Below are 20,270 nucleotides of genomic sequence, written 5' to 3'. Positions count from 1 at the left end.
TTGCAACTTTGTCCCTTTGTGGCTTTGCAACTAAAATAAAAAACATGTTAAAGAACGACCTATTTTTAAAAGCGTTAAAAGGAGAAACAGTACAGCGTCCGCCAGTATGGATGATGCGTCAAGCCGGAAGATATTTACCAGAATTTAGAGAACTTCGCGATAAATATGATTTTTTCACGCGTTGCGAAACTCCAGAATTAGCTGCTGAAATTACGGTACAGCCTATTCGACGAATTGCACCAGATGCGGCAATTTTATTTTCGGATATTCTGGTAGTTCCACGAGCAATGGGAATTCATGTAGAATTAAAAGACAATTTAGGGCCTATAATTCCAAATCCAATTCGTTCGCTGGCAGATGTTCATAAAGTGTATGTTCCAGATGTGAATGAAACATTAGGTTACGTTTTTGATGCTGTTAAATTGACTAAGGAAATGTTGAATGATGAGGTGCCATTAATTGGTTTTGCTGGTTCACCTTGGACTATTTTTTGTTATGCTGTTGAAGGAAAAGGATCTAAAAGTTTTGATACTGCAAAAGGATTCTGTTTTTCAAATCCAGCAGCAGCACATACTTTATTGCAAAAAATCACAGACACAACCATTTTATACTTAAAAGAAAAAGTAAAATCGGGTGTAAATGCCGTTCAGATTTTTGATTCTTGGGGAGGAATGCTTTCTCCAGTTGATTATCAGGAGTTTTCATGGAAATACATTAATCAGATTGTGGATGCTCTTGCAGATATTACTCCCGTAATTGTTTTTGGAAAAGGATGTTGGTTTGCTCTTGGTGAAATGGGAAAAAGCCGTGCTTCTGCACTTGGAGTAGATTGGACTTGTTCTGCTAGAAATGCTCGTTATTTGTCTGGTGGAAACATTACATTACAAGGAAATTTTGATCCGTCAAGACTACTTTCTCCAATCCCGACAATTAAGAAAATGGTTCACCAAATGATCGACGAATTCGGAAAAGATAAATATATCGTGAACCTTGGGCACGGAATTCTACCAAATATCCCAGTAGATCACGCAAAAGCGTTTATTGACGCGGTGAAGGAATACGGGAATTAGTAATCAGTTTTCAGTCGTATTTTACTTTCCTGTAAGGTTTTCAAAACCTTGCAGGTATAGGATTTATAATTTTAAGATCACAGACCTACAAGGTTTTGAAAACCTTGCAGGAAATCAATAAAACCATGCTTAACAAAGGCTTAAGAGATGAAGAAAAAATAAGAATTGATAACGTTCTCAAAACGTTACGAACTCTTGTTTATATTCCTTATCCTTTGGATCACTTGCAAATAGCAGAAATTGAAAATCAACTAAAAGAATTCGCATTAAGTACGGAAACTTTAGTTGATTATTCCAATGAAGATTTAATCGATTTGTTGGTTCGTCTTCATTTCGACTGGGAACAATTAGAACAGTTTGCAGATTTCTTGATGGATTTTTCAAAAATTGAAAACTACAATTTTGAAGATAAAGCTTTGACTGTTTACCAATACATTCAGCAAGAAAGTAAAGTTTTTTCCTTTGGGATAAATACTAAAATTGTTTCGGCGAAAGCCAAAAAATAATTACGATGAAAGATAAATTTTACGCTTACATACAAAATTTACAAGACCAAATCTGCGCTGGATTAGAAGCTGTTGACGGAACTGCAAAATTCCGTGAAGATCTTTGGAAACGTCCAGAAGGCGGAGGAGGGAGAACCCGCGTTATCGAAAACGGTCCCGAAGGCTCGGGAGTTTTCGAAAAAGGCGGTGTCAACATTTCTGCCGTTCATGGAAAACTTCCAGAAACGATGCAAAAGATGTTTGGTGTGGGAGAAGCCGATTTCTTTGCCTGCGGATTAAGTTTGGTTATTCACCCGAAAAGCCCGATGGTTCCTACCGTGCACGCCAATTGGCGATACTTCGAAATGTATGATGAATCAGGAAAGGTTATTCAGCAATGGTTTGGAGGCGGACAAGATTTAACGCCTTATTATTTGTTTGAAGAAGATGCGAAACACTTTCATCAAACCTGCAAAACAGCCTGCGATAAACACAATCCAGAGTTTTATCCGAAATATAAAAAACAATGCGATTCGTATTTTTGGAATGCGCACAGAAACGAAGCCAGAGGTCTTGGCGGTTTGTTCTTTGATTACTGCAAAGCAAACGAACAAATGTCGATGGGAGATTGGTACAACTTTGTAACCGAAGTAGGTAATAGTTTCCTTGAAGCTTATGTTCCGATTGTCGAAAGACGAAAAAATCTTGAATATACTCCAGAAAACAGAACGTGGCAGGAAATTCGCCGAGGCCGTTATGTGGAGTTTAATCTGGTTCATGACAAAGGCACTTTGTTCGGTTTAAAAACAAACGGAAGAATTGAAAGTATCCTGATGAGTCTTCCTCCTCATGTGCAATGGGTTTATGATCATCACCCCGAAGCGGGAAGCGAAGAAGAAAAATTAATAAAGGTTTTAGAAAATCCAATTGACTGGGTTTAATATTTACATCCGAATTTATATTATAAATATGCCGCTCCGATGGAGCTTAAAACTTTTTTCGGCAATTCATTTCTATAAATATTTCGCTCCGCTGGAGCTTTTGAAGAATATCCGATAATTTTTCTATAAAATAAATGTTCTAGCTGGAACTTACTTTAGGCTAAATTTGTTAGCTATAAAAGCTCCGGAGGAGCAAAATATTTATAGCATAATTTGTTTGCGTCGTACCCACAAATCCCCAGGGGGGCGGCATAGTTATCATGCAAAAAAAACAAGTCTTCCCCTCATGTGCAATGGGTTTACGATCATCACCCTGAAGCGGGAAGTGAAGAAGAAAAATTAAAGGTTTTAGAAAATCCAATTGACTGGGTTTAATATTTACATCCGAATTTATATTATAAATATGCCGCTCCGATGGAGCTTAAAACTTTTTTCGTCAATTCATTTCTATAAATATTTCGCTCCTATGGAGCTTTTGAAGAATATCTGATAATTTTCTATAAAATAAATGGTCTAGCTGGAACTTACTTTAGGCTAAATTTGTTAGCTATAAAAAGCTCCGGAGGAGCAAAATATTTACAGCTTAATTTGTTTGCGTTCTACACAAAGCCCCAGAGGGGCGGCATAGTTATCATGCATAAAAAAAACAAGTCTTCCCCCTCATGTGAAATGAAATGGGTTTGTGATCATCACCCTGAAGCGGGAAGTGAAGAAGAAAAATTGATAAAGGTTTTAGAAAATCCAATTGACTGGGTTTAATATTTAAATTCGAATTTATATTATAAATATGCCGCTCCGATGGAGCTTAAAACTTTTTTCGTCAATTCATTTCTATAAATATTTCGCTCCTATGGAGCTTTTGAAGAATATCCGATAATTTTTCTATAAAATAAATGGTCTCGCTGGAACTTACTTTAGGCTAAATTTGTTAGCTATATAAAGCTCCATAGGAGCGAAATATTTATAGAAATAATTTATTTCTATCTATAAAAGCCCCAAAGAGGCATAATATTTATAGCAAAAAATTATTCAAACCCAAATAAGCCCCAGAGGGGTGATATATCTAATTTTTTATAATAAAAAAGAAATATTTATCTTACATTTAAAAATTATTATTTAGCTTTATCTCATTAATAATTTTACTAAATCGTGGCAAATACTTATTCTCAATTATATATTCAAATTGTTTTTGCTGTAAAGGGGAGACAAAATTTAATCTCAAGAAACAAGAAAGATGAGATTTATAAATATATCACAGGAATTATTACCAATCAAAAACAAAAATTGATCGCAATTAACGGAATGCCAGATCATATTCATATCTTAGTTGGTATAAAACCCAATATTTCATTATCTGATTTAGTTAGGGATATTAAGTCAAGTTCATCCAAATTCATAAACGAACAAAAATGGATGAATGGAAAATTTGAATGGCAGACAGGTTTTGGTGCGTTTTCATATGGACATTCACAATTGAACAATGTTATAAAATACATTGAAAATCAAGAAGAACATCATAAAACCAAAACATTCAGCGAAGAATATACTGCATTTTTAAAATTATTCAATATTGATTTTAGAAATGAATATCTTTTTGAAGACGTTTAATAATATATCGCTCCTATGGAGCTTTAAACTATTTAGGCAATTCAATTGCTATAAATATTTTGCTCCGCTGGAGCAAATATAAACTGACTTTGCAGATGAATTTAAAATTAATCAATATAGTATTCTTGTTTAGTTTTTTTTGGTGTTTTGCTCAAAACGATTCTTTGCAAAATCCCTATTTTAAATCATACAATGATAAAATTACCGTCAGTGCTTATTATTTAGATACTTCAAATAGTTTTCAGATTGCTTCAGACGACCAGGATCCAAAGATATATGTAAATCTTATTCCGAATCGAAGGGAACAGATTGGTTTTAATTTGAATTATAAAATCATTGATATAACGCTTGGTTTTGCACCAAAATTTCTAAGCGGGAACAAAGGCGATTCTAATTCGAAGCATTTTAATTTTAATACCCGTTTTTACTATAAAAAATGGATGCAGTCGTTTACTTTTATCAATCAAAAAGGATTTTACATCAGCGACGATAATTTCACTGCACAACTGCCCAATATGCGTACGACTAAAATTGGCGGATCGACAGCATATGTTTTTAATGATAAATTCTCTTTTAAAACATTGGTAAGCCAAAACGAATGGCAGACCAAAAGTTCCGGAAGTTTTATTCCGACCCTTTCCTTTTATTATACCAATTTGGACTTAAATACTCCCGATTCTTCGCCTGGAGATTTGTATGTTCTTACTTTGGCGCCTTCTTATTTTTACAACTTTGTAATCAGTGATCGGGTTTTAATTGGTGCCGGAGTTGCTTTGGGAGCCGGGATAAACGATATTGACGGCGACACATCGGCCTTATATCAGGCAGATTTTAATTTAAAATTGGCGTACAATAATGATCGTTTTTTTGGATTTATCAGCCTTAATACAGTCAGTTTTGCTCAGGACGAAAAGGTCAATCCCAGATTAGACGATAACATTGTTACTTTAAAACTTTCTGCCGGTTATCGATTTGACCCTCCAAAAAAAGTAAAAGAAGTTTACGATAAAGTCAATGAGAAAATTGGATTGTAAAGATTCTTAAATCCCTTTAAAGATTAAGTTTTAGTAAAAAATGCTTAAATTACAGAGATTTATAAAATACTAAAATTCATTGTTATGAAAAATACAGAACAATTAAATCTCATGCATTCTGGAAAAGGTTTTATTGCAGCGCTTGATCAAAGCGGCGGCAGTACTCCAAAGGCATTATCGCAATATGGCATTCTGGAAAACAGTTATACAAATGAAGAAGATATGTATACGCTGGTGCATGAAATGAGAACCAGAATTATAAAAAGTCCCGCTTTTGACAACCAATATATTTTAGGAGCCATTTTGTTTGAAAATACGATGGATCGTAAAATTGACGGTCAATGGACAGCAGATTATCTCTGGGAGAAAAAGCATATTATTCCATTTTTAAAAGTGGATAAAGGTTTGGCCGATCTTGCAAATGGCGTGCAATTGATGAAACCAATCGCTAATTTGGATGAATTATTAAACCGTGCCGTAGAACGAAATGTATTTGGAACCAAAATGCGTTCTGTGATTAAAGAAGCCAATAGAGATGGAATTCGCGAAGTTGTAGAACAACAATTTAAAGTTGGTTTGCAGATTTTTGCAAAAGGATTTGTGCCGATCATTGAGCCAGAAGTTGATATTTATAGTGCTGATAAAGAAAAATCAGAGCAGATTTTAAAAGAAGAAATCCAGAAACAGCTCAATTTATTGGATCAAGATGTGAAAGTAATGCTCAAACTTTCTATTCCGACAGTAAATAATTTTTACAGCGATCTCATGTCTGATCCTCATGTTGTGCGTGTTGTAGCACTTTCGGGAGGTTATTCTCGAGAAGAAGCCAATCATAAGCTTTCGGAAAATCACGGATTGATTGCCAGTTTCTCCAGAGCCTTATCAGAAGGATTAAGCGCAGCTCAATCTGATGCGGAGTTTAATAATCAATTAAGCGATTCTATAAAAGGGATATACGATGCTTCTATTGTGTAAAATTCGTTAAGTATCATTACTTTCTTTATTCTTCGCTTGATTCAAAAAAGACTATTTGATGCAGATTTGACGGTTTTTTAAGAATCTGTGAAAATTACGTTTTTACAAAGCAAATCTGTTTTAGCCGCGTTCTAATCTTTAGAATTTGGTTCTTAAAATAATTACAACAATGATGTAAAAATCCCCAAAAGTTCATTTCGGGGATTTTGTTTTTAAATTATGAAAAAAACTACAAAATTTTAGATAATATTAACGGTTTCTACAAAGGGCTAAAAGTCTAGTTTTGTTCCTTTTTGCTTAACTTTGCAACGCTTAAAATTTTACAAAAGCAATCCTCAAAAATAAAAAACAATAACAGGTTTTTAGATTCCAATTTTCAATGAGGAATCTAAAAACGAAAATCTAAAATTCATATGTTCCCATTACACAGAGGCAGAAGGTTAAGAGTAAATGAATCTATTCGTTCTTTAGTTCGTGAAACAAGTTTAAGTCCAACAGATTTTATGTTTCCAATGTTTATTGCTGAAGGCGAAAATTATAAAGTCGAAATTCCTTCGATGCCTGGTATTTACCGCAGGTCAATTGATTTAACTGTTGAAGAAGTAAAAGAAATCTTCGGATTAGGAATCCGCGCTGTGAATATCTATGTTAAAGTCAGCGAAGAGTTAAAAGACAATACCGGAAAAGAAGCCTGGAACAAAGACGGATTAATGCAGCAGGCAATTCGTGCTATAAAAGCGGCATGTCCAGAAATGATTGTAATGCCGGATGTTGCTTTAGACCCCTATTCGATTTATGGTCATGACGGAATCATTAAAAATGGAGATGTAGAAAATGACAGCACTGTAGAGGCTTTGGTAAAAATGGCTGTTTCGCATGCAGAGGCGGGAGCCGATTTTGTGGCGCCAAGCGATATGATGGACGGAAGAATTTTACGCCTTCGCGAAGGTCTTGATGCTGCTGGATATCACAATGTGGGGATCATGAGTTACTCAGCAAAATACGCTTCGGCATTTTACGGGCCGTTTAGAGATGCTTTAGATTCAGCTCCAAAAGAAGCTGACGTTGTGGTTCCAAAAGATAAAAAAACGTATCAAATGGATTATGCCAACCGCATAGAGGCTATTAAAGAAACTTTATACGATGTTGAAGAAGGAGCTGATATGGTAATGGTTAAACCAGGAATTGCTTATTTAGATATTGTCCGCGAAATAAAAAATGCAGTAAACGTTCCAGTAACAGTTTATCACGTTTCTGGAGAATATGCAATGATCAAAGCGGCAGCCGAAAGAGGATGGCTGGACAATGACAAGATTATGATGGAACAGTTAATGTGTATCAAACGTGCTGGTGCTAGTTTGATTTCTACTTATTTTGCTAAAGAAGCCGCTATTCTTTTAAATAAATAATAATGAAATAAAAATGAAAAAAGTAGTATTCTTAGCTGCAGTTCTGGCTTTTACTGCATGCAAAAAAGAAATTCCGGAAAATACGGAACAACCAGAAGACACGTATTTTGAGGGTGAAACGGCAAAAACTAAAACTCCGGAAGAATTAGGAAAAGAAATTTTTGAAGGAAAAGGAAATTGCACCGCTTGTCATCAGCCGGATCAAAAAGTGATTGGTCCAAGTATACTAGAAATTGCTAAGATTTATAAAGATAAAAAAGCAGACATGGTAACTTTCTTAAAAGGAAATGCAGATCCGATTGTCGACCCAAGCCAGTTTTCTGTAATGCAGACCAATCTTGAAATAACAAAGACAATGTCTGATGAAGAACTGAAAGCTATGGAAACTTATATTTACAGTCACTTGAAATAATAGCTTTTAATTTTAGTAGAAGCATCAATAAAAAACGGCGCTCAATAAGCGCCGTTTTTTGTTTTGTATAAAGTCGATTACCAGATTTTAACCCTTTTTGAAGGTTCTAAATACATAGCATCGCCTGGTTTAATATCAAAAGCTTCGTAGAACGAATCTAGGTTTTTAATTGGCACAACTGCTCTGTACATACCTGGAGAGTGCGGATCTGTTTTTACCTGACTCTTAATAGCTTCGTCGCGAGCTTTTGTTCTCCAAACGGTAGCCCAAGAAATAAAGAATCTTTGCTCTGGCGTAAATCCGTCAATTAAACCTGGATTTCCGTGTTTCTTCAAATACAATTGTAAACCGTCGTAAGCAGCGTTCGTTCCTCCTAAGTCACCAATATTTTCACCAAGAGTAAATTTACCATCTACATGAATTCCAGGAAGAGGTTCAAGAGCGCTGTATTGTGCAGCAAGTTCACCTCCAAGAGCTGTAAATTGTTTTAAGTCTTCTGGAGTCCACCAGTCTACTAAATTTCCGTCAGCATTGTAACGAGCACCAGAATCATCAAAACCGTGAGAAATCTCGTGTCCGATTACCGCTCCGATTCCACCGTAGTTTACTGCTTCATCAGCTTGGTAATTGTAGAAAGGCGGTTGTAAAATAGCTGCTGGGAAAACAATCTCGTTGTATGATGGATTGAAATAAGCATTTACAGTCTGAGGAGACATTCCCCATTCTGATTTATCAACTGGTTTACCCAATTTAGCTAAGTTTTCTGCATAAGCCCATTTTGATAAACTTACAGAGTTGTCAAAGTAAGTACCGCCTTCAGAAACATTTTTAAGTGTTAATTTAGAATAGTCTTTCCATTTATCAGGATAACCGATTTTTACCGTTAGCTTTTTCAATTTTTCAATTGCTTTAACCTTAGTTTCAGGAGACATCCAAGGCAGTGCATTGATTCTGTTTTCGTAAGCCTGCATCACATTAGCAATCATATCTTTTGCTTTTGCTTTTGCTTCAGCAGGAAATAATTTTTCTACATATAATTTTCCTAAAGCTTCTCCAGTTGCACCATTGATAACTTGTAATGCTACTTCTTCGCGCGGACGTTGTTTTAAAGCTCCGGTTAATGTTTTTCCGTAGAAATCAAAATTTGCATTTTCGATTTCTGTACTTAAAGTTGAGGCTGTTCTGTTTAGAGCAGACCATTTTAGATACTCTTTCCAAGCTTCTACTTTCTTTTCAGTAAATGTTTTTTCTAACGCAATCATGTAACGCGGCTGCGCAACATTGACCGTATCTAATTTTGCCATTCCGATTCCAGCAAAATATTTCTCCCACTGAATAGAAGGAGTATTTTTTTTCAAATCTGCAACAGCAGTTGGGTTGTATTGTTTTCTACGGTCTCTTCTTTCTACACGATCCAATCTTGGAGCAGACATTTCTACTTCTAAAGCTAGAATTTGTTTAGCGCTTTCTTTTGCTTTTGCTGGAGACTCACCAATAAATTGCAGCATTCTTGCCACGTGAACTTCGTATTTTTCACGTTTTTCTTTAGAATCCTTATCATCAGAGTTGTAGTAATCTTTATCAGATAACCCCAAACCTCCAGGCGTTAAGCTCACCGCATTTTTATTACTGTTTTTTGCATCAGCGCTTACATAAACGCCAAAGAAACCAATACCGCCCTGAAGCTGCATTTCGGTAAGGAAATTTTGAAGATCAGCTACGTTTTTAATCGCATCAATTTTCTTCAAATACGGCTGCAAAGGTGCAACTCCTCTTTTGTTTCTTCCAACAGTATCTAGAATAGTGTTGAACAAAGCAATTGCTTTACCTTGATCTGTATTTGATTTGTATTTTGGGTCTTTTGAAGCTTCTTTTAAAATCTTTAAAGAGTTTTCGTCTGTTTTCTGACGTAATTCATTAAAACTTCCCCATGCGTTTCTATCGCTTGGAATTTCTGTTTTGTCTAACCATGCTCCGTTTACATAACGGAAAAAATCTTGTTTTGGACTAACTTTAGTATCCATGTTCGAAACATTAATACCAGGCTCTTTTGGTGTGCCACTTTGAGCCTGCAGCGTTGCGAAAGAGAACATTGCAGAAACGACACAAAACACAGGTTTTACAAGCTGTCTTTTCATAATAGTTTATTGTTTTAGGTAAAACACAAACTTATTGTTATTAATTTGAATATTGTGTTAAAATTTCACATTATTTAACAATAAGTCTGCATCAAGTTATTTTTATTAAATGTTAAAAATTAAAGAACATTTAGTAGTTAGTGTACTCATTGTCGAATTTGTTACATGCCTGAAAACAGCTTTCGCATATTTTATTTGTTGAGAACAAAAATCATAATTTTATTCTGATACATTTTCAGTCAGGAACATAGTTAAAATAAAAGCTTAGTTAAGGGTTTTAAAAAGTGCTTTTTGTATTTTTGTGCCAAATTATTTTTATGAAATCGCTTCTTTACAGATACCGTAAATTCTTTATTGTTCTAATTGTCTTTTCGGTTGTTACTATATCTTTATTTTATTCAGCATTAAAACCTAAGAAAACACTTCCGATTTATAATCCGTCTGATGTAAATCCAGAATTAGTAGACAGCACCATTCAATACAAAAGCAAATACCACACAATTGCAGATTTTTCATTTATAAATCAGAACGGTGATACCATAACGCAGAAAAACTACGAAGGGAAAATTTATGTTGCCGATTTCTTTTTTACAACCTGCGGTTCGATCTGTCCAAAAATGTCAACCAATCTTGTTGAGGTTCAAAAAGCCGTTTTGAATAATCCGAAAGTAATGCTGCTTTCGCATACCGTTTTTCCCGAAGTAGACAGTGTTTCGGTTTTAAAAGCGTATGCAATAAAATATGGAGTAGTAGACAGCAAGTGGAATTTGGTTACCGGAGATAAAAAAGAGATTTATAAAATGGCCAGAAAATCGTATCTCGCTGTAAAATTGGGAAGACCAGATCAATTGTATGATATGGTGCATACAGAGAATTTTGTATTGGTGGATCAAAAAAGACGTGTTCGCGGTTTTTATGACGGAACAAATAAAGAGGATATCAAACGTCTTTTAGAAGACATCGATTTTCTTTCAAACGACTAAAATCCCTTATTTTTAGAAACATTTAGCATTTGTCGAAGAGTTAAATGCCTTGAAATAAAGAATAATTACCTACTTTTGCAATCTAAATTCAATCTAAATAAGCTTGCAAAATACAATCCACACTCTGAAAAAAGGCGAGAAAGCCATTATCAAAGATTTTGATATCGATCTTATTCCTCTAAAATTATTAGAAATGGGGTGTCTGCCTGGCAGTGTAGTTGAATTGCTGCAGATTGCTCCTTTTGGAGATCCTTTGTATTTGGATATTAACGGATCGCATGTTGCTATTCGTATTGAAACTGCTCGTGAGATTGAAGTTGAACTCATAGAAAACAATTTATAATGAGCGTTCAAAATATTAATGTTGCCCTTATCGGAAATCCTAATACGGGTAAAACCTCTGTTTTCAATCAATTAACGGGTTTAAACCAGCAAGTTGGAAACTACCCTGGAATTACGGTTGAGAAAAAAATCGGTTTCTGCAAATTACCCAATAATGTAAAAGCTAATATTCTGGATTTACCCGGAACCTATAGTTTGAACGCGAGTTCGATGGACGAAAGCGTTGTTATTGAACTTTTATTAAATAAAAACGACAAATTATATCCGGACGTTGCTGTTGTGGTAACCGATGTTGAAAATCTGAAAAGAAATTTACTGATTTATACTCAGATAAAAGATCTTGAAATTCCAACCATTCTGGTTATCAATATGTCCGATCAGATGGAACGAAAAGGAATTTCATTAGATATTCCGTATTTAGAAGAGAAGTTAAAAACCAAAATTGCATTAGTAAGTTCACGCAAAGGCCACGGAATTGAGTCATTAAAAGAATTAATTGTTTCTTATAAAACCATTACCCACGAACCGTGTTTAAATGCTTCTGTAATTGATCCAGAATATTTTGAAAAGCTCCAGAATGCTTTTCCAAATCAATTAATGTATAAGTTGTGGCTTGTCATTACGCAGGATGTCAATTTTTTGAATTTAGATCGAAATGAAGTTCGAAGCACTTTTACCAAATCGCATTCAGAATTAAAGCGTCTGCAGCAAAAAGAAACCATTAAAAGATACCAGTTTATCAACGATGTATTAAAAGAGGGTTTAAAAATCGACGCTTCGATGGCGAAGGATATTCGTGCCAAATTAGACCGCGTTTTAACCCATAAAATTTGGGGTTACTTTATCTTCTTTGCTATTTTATTTTTAATATTCCAATCCATTTTCAGCTGGTCAACCATCCCGATGGATTTTATTGACAGTACTTTTGCTTCTTTGAGCAGCTGGACGGCAGAAGAATTGCCAAGCGGTATTTTAACCGATTTACTTTCTCAAGGAATTATTCCGGGAATTGGCGGTGTCATTATTTTTATTCCGCAGATTGCCTTCTTATTTCTTTTCATTTCGATTTTAGAAGAAAGTGGTTACATGAGCCGTGTGGTGTTTTTAATGGATAAAATAATGCGCAGATTTGGTCTTTCTGGAAAAAGTGTTGTGCCTTTAATCTCGGGAACTGCTTGTGCGATTCCGGCGATTATGGCAACTCGTAATATCGAAAACTGGAAAGAACGCCTTATTACGATCTTGGTAACGCCATTCACCACTTGCTCTGCGAGATTGCCGGTTTACGCTATAATTATATCACTTGTAGTTCCGAGTAAGCGTGTTTTGGGTATCTTGAATGTTCAGGGATTAACGTTAATGGCACTCTATGTTTTAGGGTTTTTTGCAGCCATTTTATCAGCTTATATTTTAAACAAAGTTTTAAAATTAGATTCAAAAACGTATTTCGTAGTCGAAATGCCAAGTTATAAATTACCGCTTTTTAAAAATGTCGGGATCAATGTTGTAGAAAAAACCAAAGCCTTTGTTGTTGGTGCAGGTAAAATTATTTTAGCCATATCTGTTATTTTATGGTTTTTAGCCTCTTACGGCCCAGGAAAAGAATTTAACGAAGCAGAAACTATTGTAAAAGAAAGATTTGCGAATACCACTTTGGACGAAGCGCAGTTTGAAAACGAAGTTGCTTCTCAAAAATTAGAGAATTCATACATCGGTTTAATGGGAAGAGCGATTGAACCAGCAATTAAGCCTCTGGGTTACGATTGGAAAATCGGAATTGCATTAATCAGTTCTTTTGCGGCCCGCGAGGTTTTTGTCGGTACACTGGCAACTATCTACAGTGTTGGAGACAGCGATAATGAAGCCACCATAAAAAGTAAAATGCAGGCAGAGGTTCGGCCAGATACGGGCAAGAAAGTATTTGATTTTGCAACGGGAATTTCTTTATTATTATTTTATGCTTTTGCCATGCAGTGTGCGAGTACATTAGCAATAACTAAGAAAGAAACCAATTCATGGAAATGGCCTGGAATGCAATTGGTTTTTATGAGTGCATTAGCTTATTTTACTGCTTTAATCGCTTATCAACTATTAAAATAAAAAGTTATGATTCAGGAAATATTTGCCTTCGCGATATTAGGACTTGCAGTTCTTTTTCTGATTAAGAAGTTCTTTTGGAAATCAAAAAAGAAAAAAGACTGCGGCGACGGAAATTGCGGCTGCAGCTGATATTACATTTCGTTGAGGTTCGATATATAAACACAAAGCTTCACAGAGAATAATTCTTTGTGAAGCTTTTTTGTTTGATCGAAAATGACTTCATTTTGAGAAGTATTTTCGTAAAATTGCATTTAATCTTTACGCCTGCTTTGCAAAAAGACTATATTTAACAAAAAGTAACCGTTGTTATGAGTAATTACGAATTCGAAAAAGAATTAAAACCGTCATTAGGTTTGAATGAAGCATTAATTTGGACAGGAAAACCAAAGCAAGGCATTATTTTAAGAAATTCCGATATTTTTTTAATTCCTTTCAGTCTGCTGTGGGGAGGTTTTGCCTTCTTTTGGGAATCTACGGTATTGCTTACCGATGCTCCATTCTTTTTTAAGTTATGGGGAATTCCTTTTGTAGTGGTCGGGCTTTATATTACCATCGGAAGATTTTTTATTGATGCAAAAAGACGATCAAATACAATTTACGGAATTACTCCCGATAGAATTATTATAAAATCGGGTGTTTTTAGCATGGACATTAAATCATTAAATATCAAAACAATTTCAGATATTACCTTAAATCAAAAAGCAGATAATACGGGGACAATTACATTTGGGCCGCTAGATTATAGAAGTTCAATAATGCAGGGCTTTGATTGGCCTGGAGTGAAACAGATATCAAGATTTGAATTGATAGAAGAGGTCAAAAAAGTGTATGATAAAATAATTGAATTTCAACGAGGCAGTTAGAAGAAATTCAATTACTATCATTGAGATTAAAAATAAAACATAAGATTTAGTTCCAGCCTCCGCCCAATGCTTTGTACAATTGCACCATCGAACTTAATTGTTTTTGGGTTAATTGAGAAAGGCTCAACTGCGCTTCAAAAAGAGAACGCTGTGCATCCAAGACTTCAAGATAAGAAACGTAGCCGTTGTAATACCTTGCGTTTGATAGATCATAATTTTTTTGAGCAGCAATAACCTGACGATTTCTAGCTGTCCATTCTTCTTTATACATAGCCACATTTTGAAGTGAGTTTTCGACTTCAGAAATTGCAGTTAGATAGGTTTTTTGAAATAAGAATTTACTTTCTTCCGCAATTTGACGGTTGACTTCGACACGGCGTTTGTTTTTTCCGAAGTTAAAAATTGGTCCTGCCACACCAGCTCCAACATTTTGAATATAAGAAGAATTGTCAAACAGATTGCTGACCATTACACTGGTATAACCTGCTAATGCAACAATGTTGAAAGAAGGAAGCCGCATTGCTTGAGCAACTCCAATTGTCTCATATGCTGAGCGGTACAAGAACTCTGTGCGTTTTACATCGGGTCTGTTTTCTAATAATGCCGAGGGAACAGAAATTGGGAAATCGGACGTCACCATCAATTCACTGTTTGTTTTTCCTCTCGGTACAGGCCCGGGAATTTCTCCCGTTAAAATCGAAATGGTATTTTCTAAAGCCGTAATCTGTCTTTTTATTAACGGAATATTCGATTGCGCGATTGCCACTTGCTGTTCGATTTGAACTTTATCTAATTCTGCGACATAACCGCTCAAAAAACGTTCGTTGATAATGTTGTATGCCTTTTCTCTGGTTTCTAAAGTATGAATGGTAATCTCGAGTTGATTGTCGTAATCCCGCAATTCAAAATAAGCAATCGCAATACCGCTGATTACGTTTGTTAAAATTACTTTTCGTGCTTCATCTGTTGCCAGAAGTTCGTTTTGCAGAGCCCGGTTCTGATGTCGTAATTTCCCCCAGAAATCGAGTTCCCATGACATATTCGCAACTAAAGAAGATGACTGAATAAAAGTCTGAGCGCTGTTAACCTGTCCAGAATAACCAAAAGAGGGGTATAGATCGGCTCTTGCCATTCCGAGATTGGCGCGAGCCTGCTCGATACGCGCCACTGCCATTTTAAGATCGAAATTATTCTGAATCCCTTTTTCAATCAATCCGATTAGAACATCGTCGTTAAAAATAGAAGACCATTTTATAGTCGTTACGTTAGAAGTCGTATCGGTAGTTTTATTTCCGTACAAAAAGCTTTGTGGTTGGGGTTGTTCTGGTTTTTGATATTTCGGACCAACCATACAGCTGTTTGATAAAACAGCCGCCAAAAGTAATACGAGGAGTATTTTTAGATTTTTCATGGTGCGTCTTTTTTAGGTTCCTCCACTTTTTCTGAATGCTTTTTTCCAAAACTTTCAATAAACACAAATAGAACTGGAATCAGACAAACTCCGAGAATTGTCGCGATCAGCATACCGCTGAAAACCGTTAATCCCATTACTTTTCTCGCTTGTGCTCCAGCTCCAGTTGCCGTTAGTAATGGCGTGACACCGAGGATAAAAGCAAATGCCGTCATGAGAATCGGCCTAAAACGCAACTTTGCTGCATAAAGCGCCGCATCGACCACAGGCATTCCTTTTTCATATTCTTCTTTAGCAAATTCTACAATCAAAATAGCATTTTTGGCAGCGAGGCCAATAAGCATAACGAGTCCGATTTGAGCAAAAACATTATTGACATAATCTGGACTTAAGAAACGGCAAAGAAACAAACCGAGAAAAGCTCCAAAAACAGCAAACGGCGTTCCGAGTAAAACACTGAAAGGCAGTTTCCAGCTTTCGTATTGTGCAGCCAGAATTAGAAATACAAAAAGCAATGCCATTAAGAAAACGGTATTTCCTTTTCCTTCGGCTTGTTTTTCCTGATAACTCATATTGGCCCATTCGTAACCCATTCCTGTGGGAAGTACTTTGTCTGCAGTTTCTTGTAAAGCAGTCATCGCTTGCGCGGAAGTAAAACCAGGAGCGGGAGTACCGCCAATTTCGGCTGCACGGTATAAGTTGAAACGGGTTGTAAATTCGGGACCGCTTTCTTTCTGAATTGCAGCGATGCTCGAAATCGGAATCATTTTGTTGTCCCGGCTTCGCACAAATATTTTATTAATGTCTTCTGGATTCACTGTAAAACTTGGATCGGCTTGGAGAAGCACAATATATTGTCTTCCGAATTTATTGAATTCGTTAATGTACTGCCCTCCCAAACTAGCGCCAATCGCGAGATTAACGTCTGAAAGGGATAAATTTAATTCGGTTACTTTTTCGCGGTCAATATCCAGACGAATCTGCGGTACATTCGGATTAAAGGTTGTTCGGATCGTTCCGATTTCAGGACGCTTTTTGGCTTCGGCCATAAAACGCTGGGCATTTTGAAAAAGATATTGTGGTGTGTTTCCCTCTCGATCCTGCAGCATCATTGAGAAACCTGCGGCATTTCCGATTCCCGTTATAGGCGGCGGTCCAAAAGCAAAAACAGTAGCTTCTGGAATTCCGAACACGACTTTTCCGTTCACTTCTTTCAGGATTTGAAAAACATCTTGTTCGCGTTCTTTCCATTCTTTCAAGGAAACAAAGAAAAAGCCGTTATTAGTGGCAACTGAGTTTTTAATCAAACTAAAACCTGCGACAGAAGTATAAGAATCAATGCCTTTGTTTTGGGCTAAAATGCTTTCTACTTTCTGAATCACTTTTCCGGTTCTTTCCAAAGATGCTGCGCCGGGCAGTTCGACATTCACAAACATATACCCCTGATCTTCTTCGGGAACAAATCCTCCCGGAATTCTTCCTCCCAATAAAATAATAGCGCCAATTAAGATTCCGATAAAAATGAAACTTCGCGCTGTTTTTTTGATTAAAAGATTAGCGAAACCAGTGTATTTATTAGTGAAAGCTCCGAATTTGTCATTAAAAGCTTTAAAAAATCTGCCTAAAAGTCCTTTCGATTCCTGATTGGGTTTTAACAAAAGCGAACATAAAGCCGGACTTAAAGTTAAAGCACTTAATGCGGAGAAAATCACAGAAATAGCAATTGTAATAGCAAATTGCTGATACAATCTGCCTGTAATTCCCGGAGTTAATGCAACAGGAATAAAAACGGCAGTCAATACTACTGCAATGGCAATTACAGGGCCCGAAACTTCGCGCATGGCTTGATTGGTTGCTTCTTTGGGAGACATGCCTTGCTCGATGTGATGCATTACGGCTTCGACAACGACAATGGCATCATCGACGACAATTCCGATTGCAAGTACTAATCCTAAAAGGGAAAGCACGTTTACAGAAAATCCTAAAAGCGGGAAAAGCATGAAAACGCCAATCAATGAAACTGGAACTGTTAACAGCGGAATTAATGTCGCACGCCAATTTTGCAGAAAGACAAAAACCACGACAATTACCAATATAATGGCTTCGACCAAAGTATGAATGATTTCTTCGATTCCGGCAGAAATGGCCAAAGTGGTATCTAGTGAAACTCTGTATTTTAAATCCTGCGGAAACCTTTTGCTCAATTGCGCAATTGTATTTTTTACATTTTCAGCAACTTCCAAAGCATTAGAACCTGGCATTTGTTTGATTCCGATTGTTCCTGCTGGATTTCCATTTAGCTTAGCAACAGAGGCGTAGCTTTCTGTACCTAAAGTTACAGTTCCAATATCTTTGAGACGAACTTGCTGGTTGCTGATGTTTGATTTTAGAATAATATTTTCAAAATCTTCTGGATTAATTAAGCGGTCTCGAAGGGTTACGTTATAGGTGAATTCGTTGTCTTTTGTGGCTGGAGGCGCACCAAATTTTCCTCCCGGTGCAATCGCATTCTGGTCCTGAATCGATTTGATGATGTCGGGAACAGTAAGATTGTATTTTGCCATAATATCTGGCTTGACCCAAATTCGCATGGCGTAATTACTGCCCCCGTAAAGGGTTACTTCGCCGACACCTTTTATACGCGCCAAAGCATCTACAACATTAATGTTAGCATAATTGGTCAGGAAATTATTGTCGAAAGTTTTGTTGGGAGAATAAAGCGAAAGAATGAGCATTGGCATCGAAAGCGATTTTTTGGTTGTAACCCCATTTGTTTTTACATCATTTGGGAGTTTGTTGGTCGCTTCGTTCACACGATTTTGAGTCAGCATGGTGGCATTATCCAAATCGGTACCCATATCAAAGGTTATGTTCAATGTCATGCTTCCGTCTCCTGTATTGGTCGACTGCATGTAGAGCATGTTTTCAACTCCGTTCACTTTTTGCTCGATCGGCGTTGCAACGGCCTGCTCTACATTTAAAGCATTGGCACCCCGATAACTTGTAGAGACTTGTACCAGTGGCGGTGCAATTTCTGGATATTGCGCAATGGGTGTTGAAAGAACGGAAAGACCTCCAATTAAAACGATGAAAATGGAGAGGACAATAGCAACGATTGGTCGACGTACAAAGAAATTATCCATAATCTAGTCGTTTAGAGAAAGTGCATTTTCTTTTTTATCAGCAACATAAGGAACCGGTGTTACAGTTGCTCCGGGCTGAATAAACTGATTGCCGATGATAGCGACTCTTTCATTTGGCTTTAAACCTTTGGTCACAATCCAATCAACGCCAATTTTCTGTCCGACTTCTACCATTCTGGTCTGAATGGTGTTTTTGTCATCAATAATAGAAACCTGAAAAAGTCCTTGAATCTCCGTAATGGCTTTTTGCGGAATCACAATGGCATCTTTTTGGGTTCGAAGTAAAACACGGACTTTCGCAAACTGTCCCGAACGTAATGTTTTATCTGGATTTGGAAATTGAGCTTCAATTGTCACCGTTCCAGTCGTAGGGTCAATTTTGGTATCAGAAAAATTTAAACTTCCTTTTGATGGATGAGTGCTTCCATCGGATAAAATCAATTGCAGATCGGTTATTTTGTCGCCGGCTTTAATCTGCTTTTGATAACGCAGATAATCGGATTCGCTGACGGTAAACTGAACTCTTACTTTGTCCAATCTGGAAACGGTATTTAGTTTAGAAGAGTTCCCGATTTTAGTTATATAATCGCCTAATCGGGCATTCGAAAGTCCTATTACGCCGTCTATAGGGGCTTTTATGTTGCAGTAACTGCGTTCGATTTCTTGATTTCTTAAACTTGCGCGAACGCTGGTTAGATTAGATTTTGCGGCTTTGTCTTTGGCTACAGCCGCATCCAATTCTCTTTTACTGACAGCATTCATATCGGCAAGGGGTTTAATTCGCTTCAATTCTTCTTGAGCATTCACAAGATTACTTTGTGCGACAGCCACCTGACCGCGTACTTGCTCAACTTTAGTTTCATATTCCAACGGATCGATGGTGTACAAAAGCTGTCCTTTTTTGACGGTTTGGCCTTCTTTAAAAAACATGCCGGTCAGGATGCCGTCCACTCTTGCAATTAATTCAATGTCTAAATCTCCAAAAGTCTGTCCTGCAAAATCCTTATAGATAGGAACATCTTCACTTTTTGCAGTTACAAATGGAGCCTGCATGGGCGGGGGTGCTTTTGGCTGTTCTTTTTTGCAAGAAAAAAGTAAAGATAGAAATAAGAAAAGGGGGACGATTGGTTTTGGTAGTTTTAAAGCATTCATAATCACAAATGTTAAAATTATTAGTATAAATGTACTAAAAATTTGTAAGCACCTGATTTTTTGGCACTTATATTTTGTATTTGCTGTTTAGAGGCTAAGATTTTCAAAAAAGAAAATAAAGCCAGATTTTGAAAATGCTAAGAAAAGCGTACCTTTGCACCCGAATTTATTCCACTTATAGATTCACAATTAATTTATTCTTAA

18 protein-coding genes and 1 pseudogene are annotated in these 20,270 nt (G+C 36.4%); 15 read left to right on the top strand and 4 right to left on the bottom strand.

Features of this window, described 5'->3' with window-relative positions; translation table 11 throughout:
- Positions 1–44 precede the first annotated feature (44 nt).
- The 10 genes and pseudogenes from hemE (at position 45) to C4F50_RS21525 (ending at position 7,934) form a co-directional block, all read left to right on the top strand.
- Positions 45–1,070 carry a uroporphyrinogen decarboxylase gene (gene hemE, locus C4F50_RS21565; RefSeq protein ID WP_194140713.1) on the top strand — a complete coding sequence of 342 codons (1,026 nt, stop codon included), beginning with the start codon at positions 45–47 and terminating at the stop codon, positions 1,068–1,070.
- Between the two features lie 125 nt (positions 1,071–1,195).
- Positions 1,196–1,576: a hypothetical protein gene (locus C4F50_RS21560; protein ID WP_194140712.1), complete on the top strand. Its 381-nt coding sequence runs from the start codon at positions 1,196–1,198 to the stop codon at positions 1,574–1,576.
- A gap of 5 nt (positions 1,577–1,581) precedes the next feature.
- Positions 1,582–2,496: an oxygen-dependent coproporphyrinogen oxidase gene (gene hemF, locus C4F50_RS21555; RefSeq protein ID WP_194140711.1), complete on the top strand. Its 915-nt coding sequence runs from the start codon at positions 1,582–1,584 to the stop codon at positions 2,494–2,496.
- A 282-nt stretch (positions 2,497–2,778) separates the two neighbouring features.
- Positions 2,779–2,871: pseudogene (locus C4F50_RS25740) on the top strand (oxygen-dependent coproporphyrinogen oxidase); the annotation flags it as partial.
- Positions 2,872–3,036: 165 nt separating this feature from the next.
- Entirely contained in the window at positions 3,037–3,255 is a 219-nt protein-coding gene (locus C4F50_RS21550; RefSeq protein ID WP_194140784.1) for a hypothetical protein, read from the top strand.
- A gap of 390 nt (positions 3,256–3,645) precedes the next feature.
- The gene (tnpA, locus tag C4F50_RS21545) at positions 3,646–4,104 is read left to right on the top strand and encodes an IS200/IS605 family transposase (RefSeq protein WP_194140710.1); all 459 of its coding nucleotides are present in this window, start codon (positions 3,646–3,648) and stop codon (positions 4,102–4,104) included.
- Positions 4,105–4,199: 95 nt separating this feature from the next.
- Positions 4,200–5,138 carry a DUF4421 family protein gene (locus C4F50_RS21540; RefSeq protein ID WP_194140709.1) on the top strand — a complete coding sequence of 313 codons (939 nt, stop codon included), beginning with the start codon at positions 4,200–4,202 and terminating at the stop codon, positions 5,136–5,138.
- 84 nt (positions 5,139–5,222) lie between these two features.
- Positions 5,223–6,113, top strand: coding sequence for a fructose bisphosphate aldolase (locus C4F50_RS21535; protein WP_194140708.1), 891 nt, complete (start codon positions 5,223–5,225; stop codon positions 6,111–6,113).
- Positions 6,114–6,526: 413 nt separating this feature from the next.
- A complete protein-coding gene (hemB, locus tag C4F50_RS21530; protein WP_194140707.1) occupies positions 6,527–7,522 on the top strand; it encodes a porphobilinogen synthase in 996 nt (331 codons plus the stop codon).
- Positions 7,523–7,535: 13 nt separating this feature from the next.
- Positions 7,536–7,934 (top strand): c-type cytochrome, encoded by a 399-nt coding sequence (locus C4F50_RS21525; protein ID WP_194140706.1) that lies wholly within the window; start codon positions 7,536–7,538, stop codon positions 7,932–7,934.
- Positions 7,935–8,011: 77 nt separating this feature from the next.
- Here the strand turns inward: C4F50_RS21525 and C4F50_RS21520 are convergent, their stop codons facing one another.
- Positions 8,012–10,072, bottom strand: coding sequence for a M13 family metallopeptidase (locus C4F50_RS21520; protein ID WP_194140705.1), 2,061 nt, complete (start codon positions 10,070–10,072; stop codon positions 8,012–8,014).
- A 317-nt stretch (positions 10,073–10,389) separates the two neighbouring features.
- Here C4F50_RS21520 and C4F50_RS21515 point away from each other — a divergent pair, with 317 nt between their 5' ends.
- From C4F50_RS21515 to C4F50_RS21495, 5 genes are all read left to right on the top strand, one after another.
- A complete protein-coding gene (locus C4F50_RS21515; RefSeq protein WP_194140704.1) occupies positions 10,390–11,055 on the top strand; it encodes an SCO family protein in 666 nt (221 codons plus the stop codon).
- A gap of 103 nt (positions 11,056–11,158) precedes the next feature.
- Positions 11,159–11,398 (top strand): FeoA family protein, encoded by a 240-nt coding sequence (locus C4F50_RS21510; RefSeq protein WP_194140703.1) that lies wholly within the window; start codon positions 11,159–11,161, stop codon positions 11,396–11,398.
- Positions 11,398–13,497, top strand: a complete 2,100-nt coding sequence (feoB, locus tag C4F50_RS21505; protein WP_194140702.1) for a ferrous iron transport protein B — start codon at positions 11,398–11,400, stop codon at positions 13,495–13,497. Before C4F50_RS21510 ends, feoB begins: the two co-directional genes overlap by 1 nt.
- A gap of 6 nt (positions 13,498–13,503) precedes the next feature.
- Positions 13,504–13,626, top strand: a complete 123-nt coding sequence (locus tag C4F50_RS21500) for a FeoB-associated Cys-rich membrane protein (RefSeq protein WP_194140701.1) — start codon at positions 13,504–13,506, stop codon at positions 13,624–13,626.
- A 179-nt stretch (positions 13,627–13,805) separates the two neighbouring features.
- The gene (locus C4F50_RS21495) at positions 13,806–14,360 is read left to right on the top strand and encodes a PH domain-containing protein (RefSeq protein ID WP_194140700.1); all 555 of its coding nucleotides are present in this window, start codon (positions 13,806–13,808) and stop codon (positions 14,358–14,360) included.
- 46 nt (positions 14,361–14,406) lie between these two features.
- Here the strand turns inward: C4F50_RS21495 and C4F50_RS21490 are convergent, their stop codons facing one another.
- The 3 genes from C4F50_RS21490 to C4F50_RS21480 are packed head-to-tail and all read right to left on the bottom strand — an operon-like array spanning position 14,407 to position 19,967.
- Positions 14,407–15,771, bottom strand: a complete 1,365-nt coding sequence (locus tag C4F50_RS21490) for an efflux transporter outer membrane subunit (protein ID WP_194140699.1) — start codon at positions 15,769–15,771, stop codon at positions 14,407–14,409.
- Positions 15,768–18,914, bottom strand: coding sequence for an efflux RND transporter permease subunit (locus C4F50_RS21485; protein ID WP_194140698.1), 3,147 nt, complete (start codon positions 18,912–18,914; stop codon positions 15,768–15,770). The genes C4F50_RS21490 and C4F50_RS21485 overlap by 4 nt, the downstream gene beginning before the upstream one ends.
- A gap of 3 nt (positions 18,915–18,917) precedes the next feature.
- Entirely contained in the window at positions 18,918–19,967 is a 1,050-nt protein-coding gene (locus C4F50_RS21480; RefSeq protein ID WP_194140697.1) for an efflux RND transporter periplasmic adaptor subunit, read from the bottom strand.
- Between the last annotated feature and the right edge of the window lie 303 nt (positions 19,968–20,270).

This window comes from Flavobacterium hungaricum (assembly GCF_015182285.1).
Classification (GTDB): domain Bacteria; phylum Bacteroidota; class Bacteroidia; order Flavobacteriales; family Flavobacteriaceae; genus Flavobacterium; species Flavobacterium hungaricum.
Note: the sequence above shows the minus strand (reverse complement) of the source record. Positions and strands in the feature narration are given on the sequence as shown.

What these genes read in the sequence shown, in the direction of transcription:
- hemE (WP_194140713.1), top strand. Translation starts at nt 45, where the DNA reads ATGTTAAAGAACGACCTATTTTTAAAAGCGTTAAAAGGAGAAACAGTA.
- C4F50_RS21560 (WP_194140712.1), top strand. Translation starts at nt 1,196, where the DNA reads ATGCTTAACAAAGGCTTAAGAGATGAAGAAAAAATAAGAATTGATAAC.
- hemF (WP_194140711.1), top strand. Translation starts at nt 1,582, where the DNA reads ATGAAAGATAAATTTTACGCTTACATACAAAATTTACAAGACCAAATC.
- C4F50_RS21540 (WP_194140709.1), top strand. Translation starts at nt 4,200, where the DNA reads ATGAATTTAAAATTAATCAATATAGTATTCTTGTTTAGTTTTTTTTGG.
- C4F50_RS21535 (WP_194140708.1), top strand. Translation starts at nt 5,223, where the DNA reads ATGAAAAATACAGAACAATTAAATCTCATGCATTCTGGAAAAGGTTTT.
- hemB (WP_194140707.1), top strand. Translation starts at nt 6,527, where the DNA reads ATGTTCCCATTACACAGAGGCAGAAGGTTAAGAGTAAATGAATCTATT.
- C4F50_RS21525 (WP_194140706.1), top strand. Translation starts at nt 7,536, where the DNA reads ATGAAAAAAGTAGTATTCTTAGCTGCAGTTCTGGCTTTTACTGCATGC.
- C4F50_RS21520 (WP_194140705.1), bottom strand. Translation starts at nt 10,072, where the DNA reads ATGAAAAGACAGCTTGTAAAACCTGTGTTTTGTGTCGTTTCTGCAATG.
- C4F50_RS21515 (WP_194140704.1), top strand. Translation starts at nt 10,390, where the DNA reads ATGAAATCGCTTCTTTACAGATACCGTAAATTCTTTATTGTTCTAATT.
- feoB (WP_194140702.1), top strand. Translation starts at nt 11,398, where the DNA reads ATGAGCGTTCAAAATATTAATGTTGCCCTTATCGGAAATCCTAATACG.
- C4F50_RS21500 (WP_194140701.1), top strand. Translation starts at nt 13,504, where the DNA reads ATGATTCAGGAAATATTTGCCTTCGCGATATTAGGACTTGCAGTTCTT.
- C4F50_RS21495 (WP_194140700.1), top strand. Translation starts at nt 13,806, where the DNA reads ATGAGTAATTACGAATTCGAAAAAGAATTAAAACCGTCATTAGGTTTG.
- C4F50_RS21490 (WP_194140699.1), bottom strand. Translation starts at nt 15,771, where the DNA reads ATGAAAAATCTAAAAATACTCCTCGTATTACTTTTGGCGGCTGTTTTA.
- C4F50_RS21485 (WP_194140698.1), bottom strand. Translation starts at nt 18,914, where the DNA reads ATGGATAATTTCTTTGTACGTCGACCAATCGTTGCTATTGTCCTCTCC.
- C4F50_RS21480 (WP_194140697.1), bottom strand. Translation starts at nt 19,967, where the DNA reads ATGCAGGCTCCATTTGTAACTGCAAAAAGTGAAGATGTTCCTATCTAT.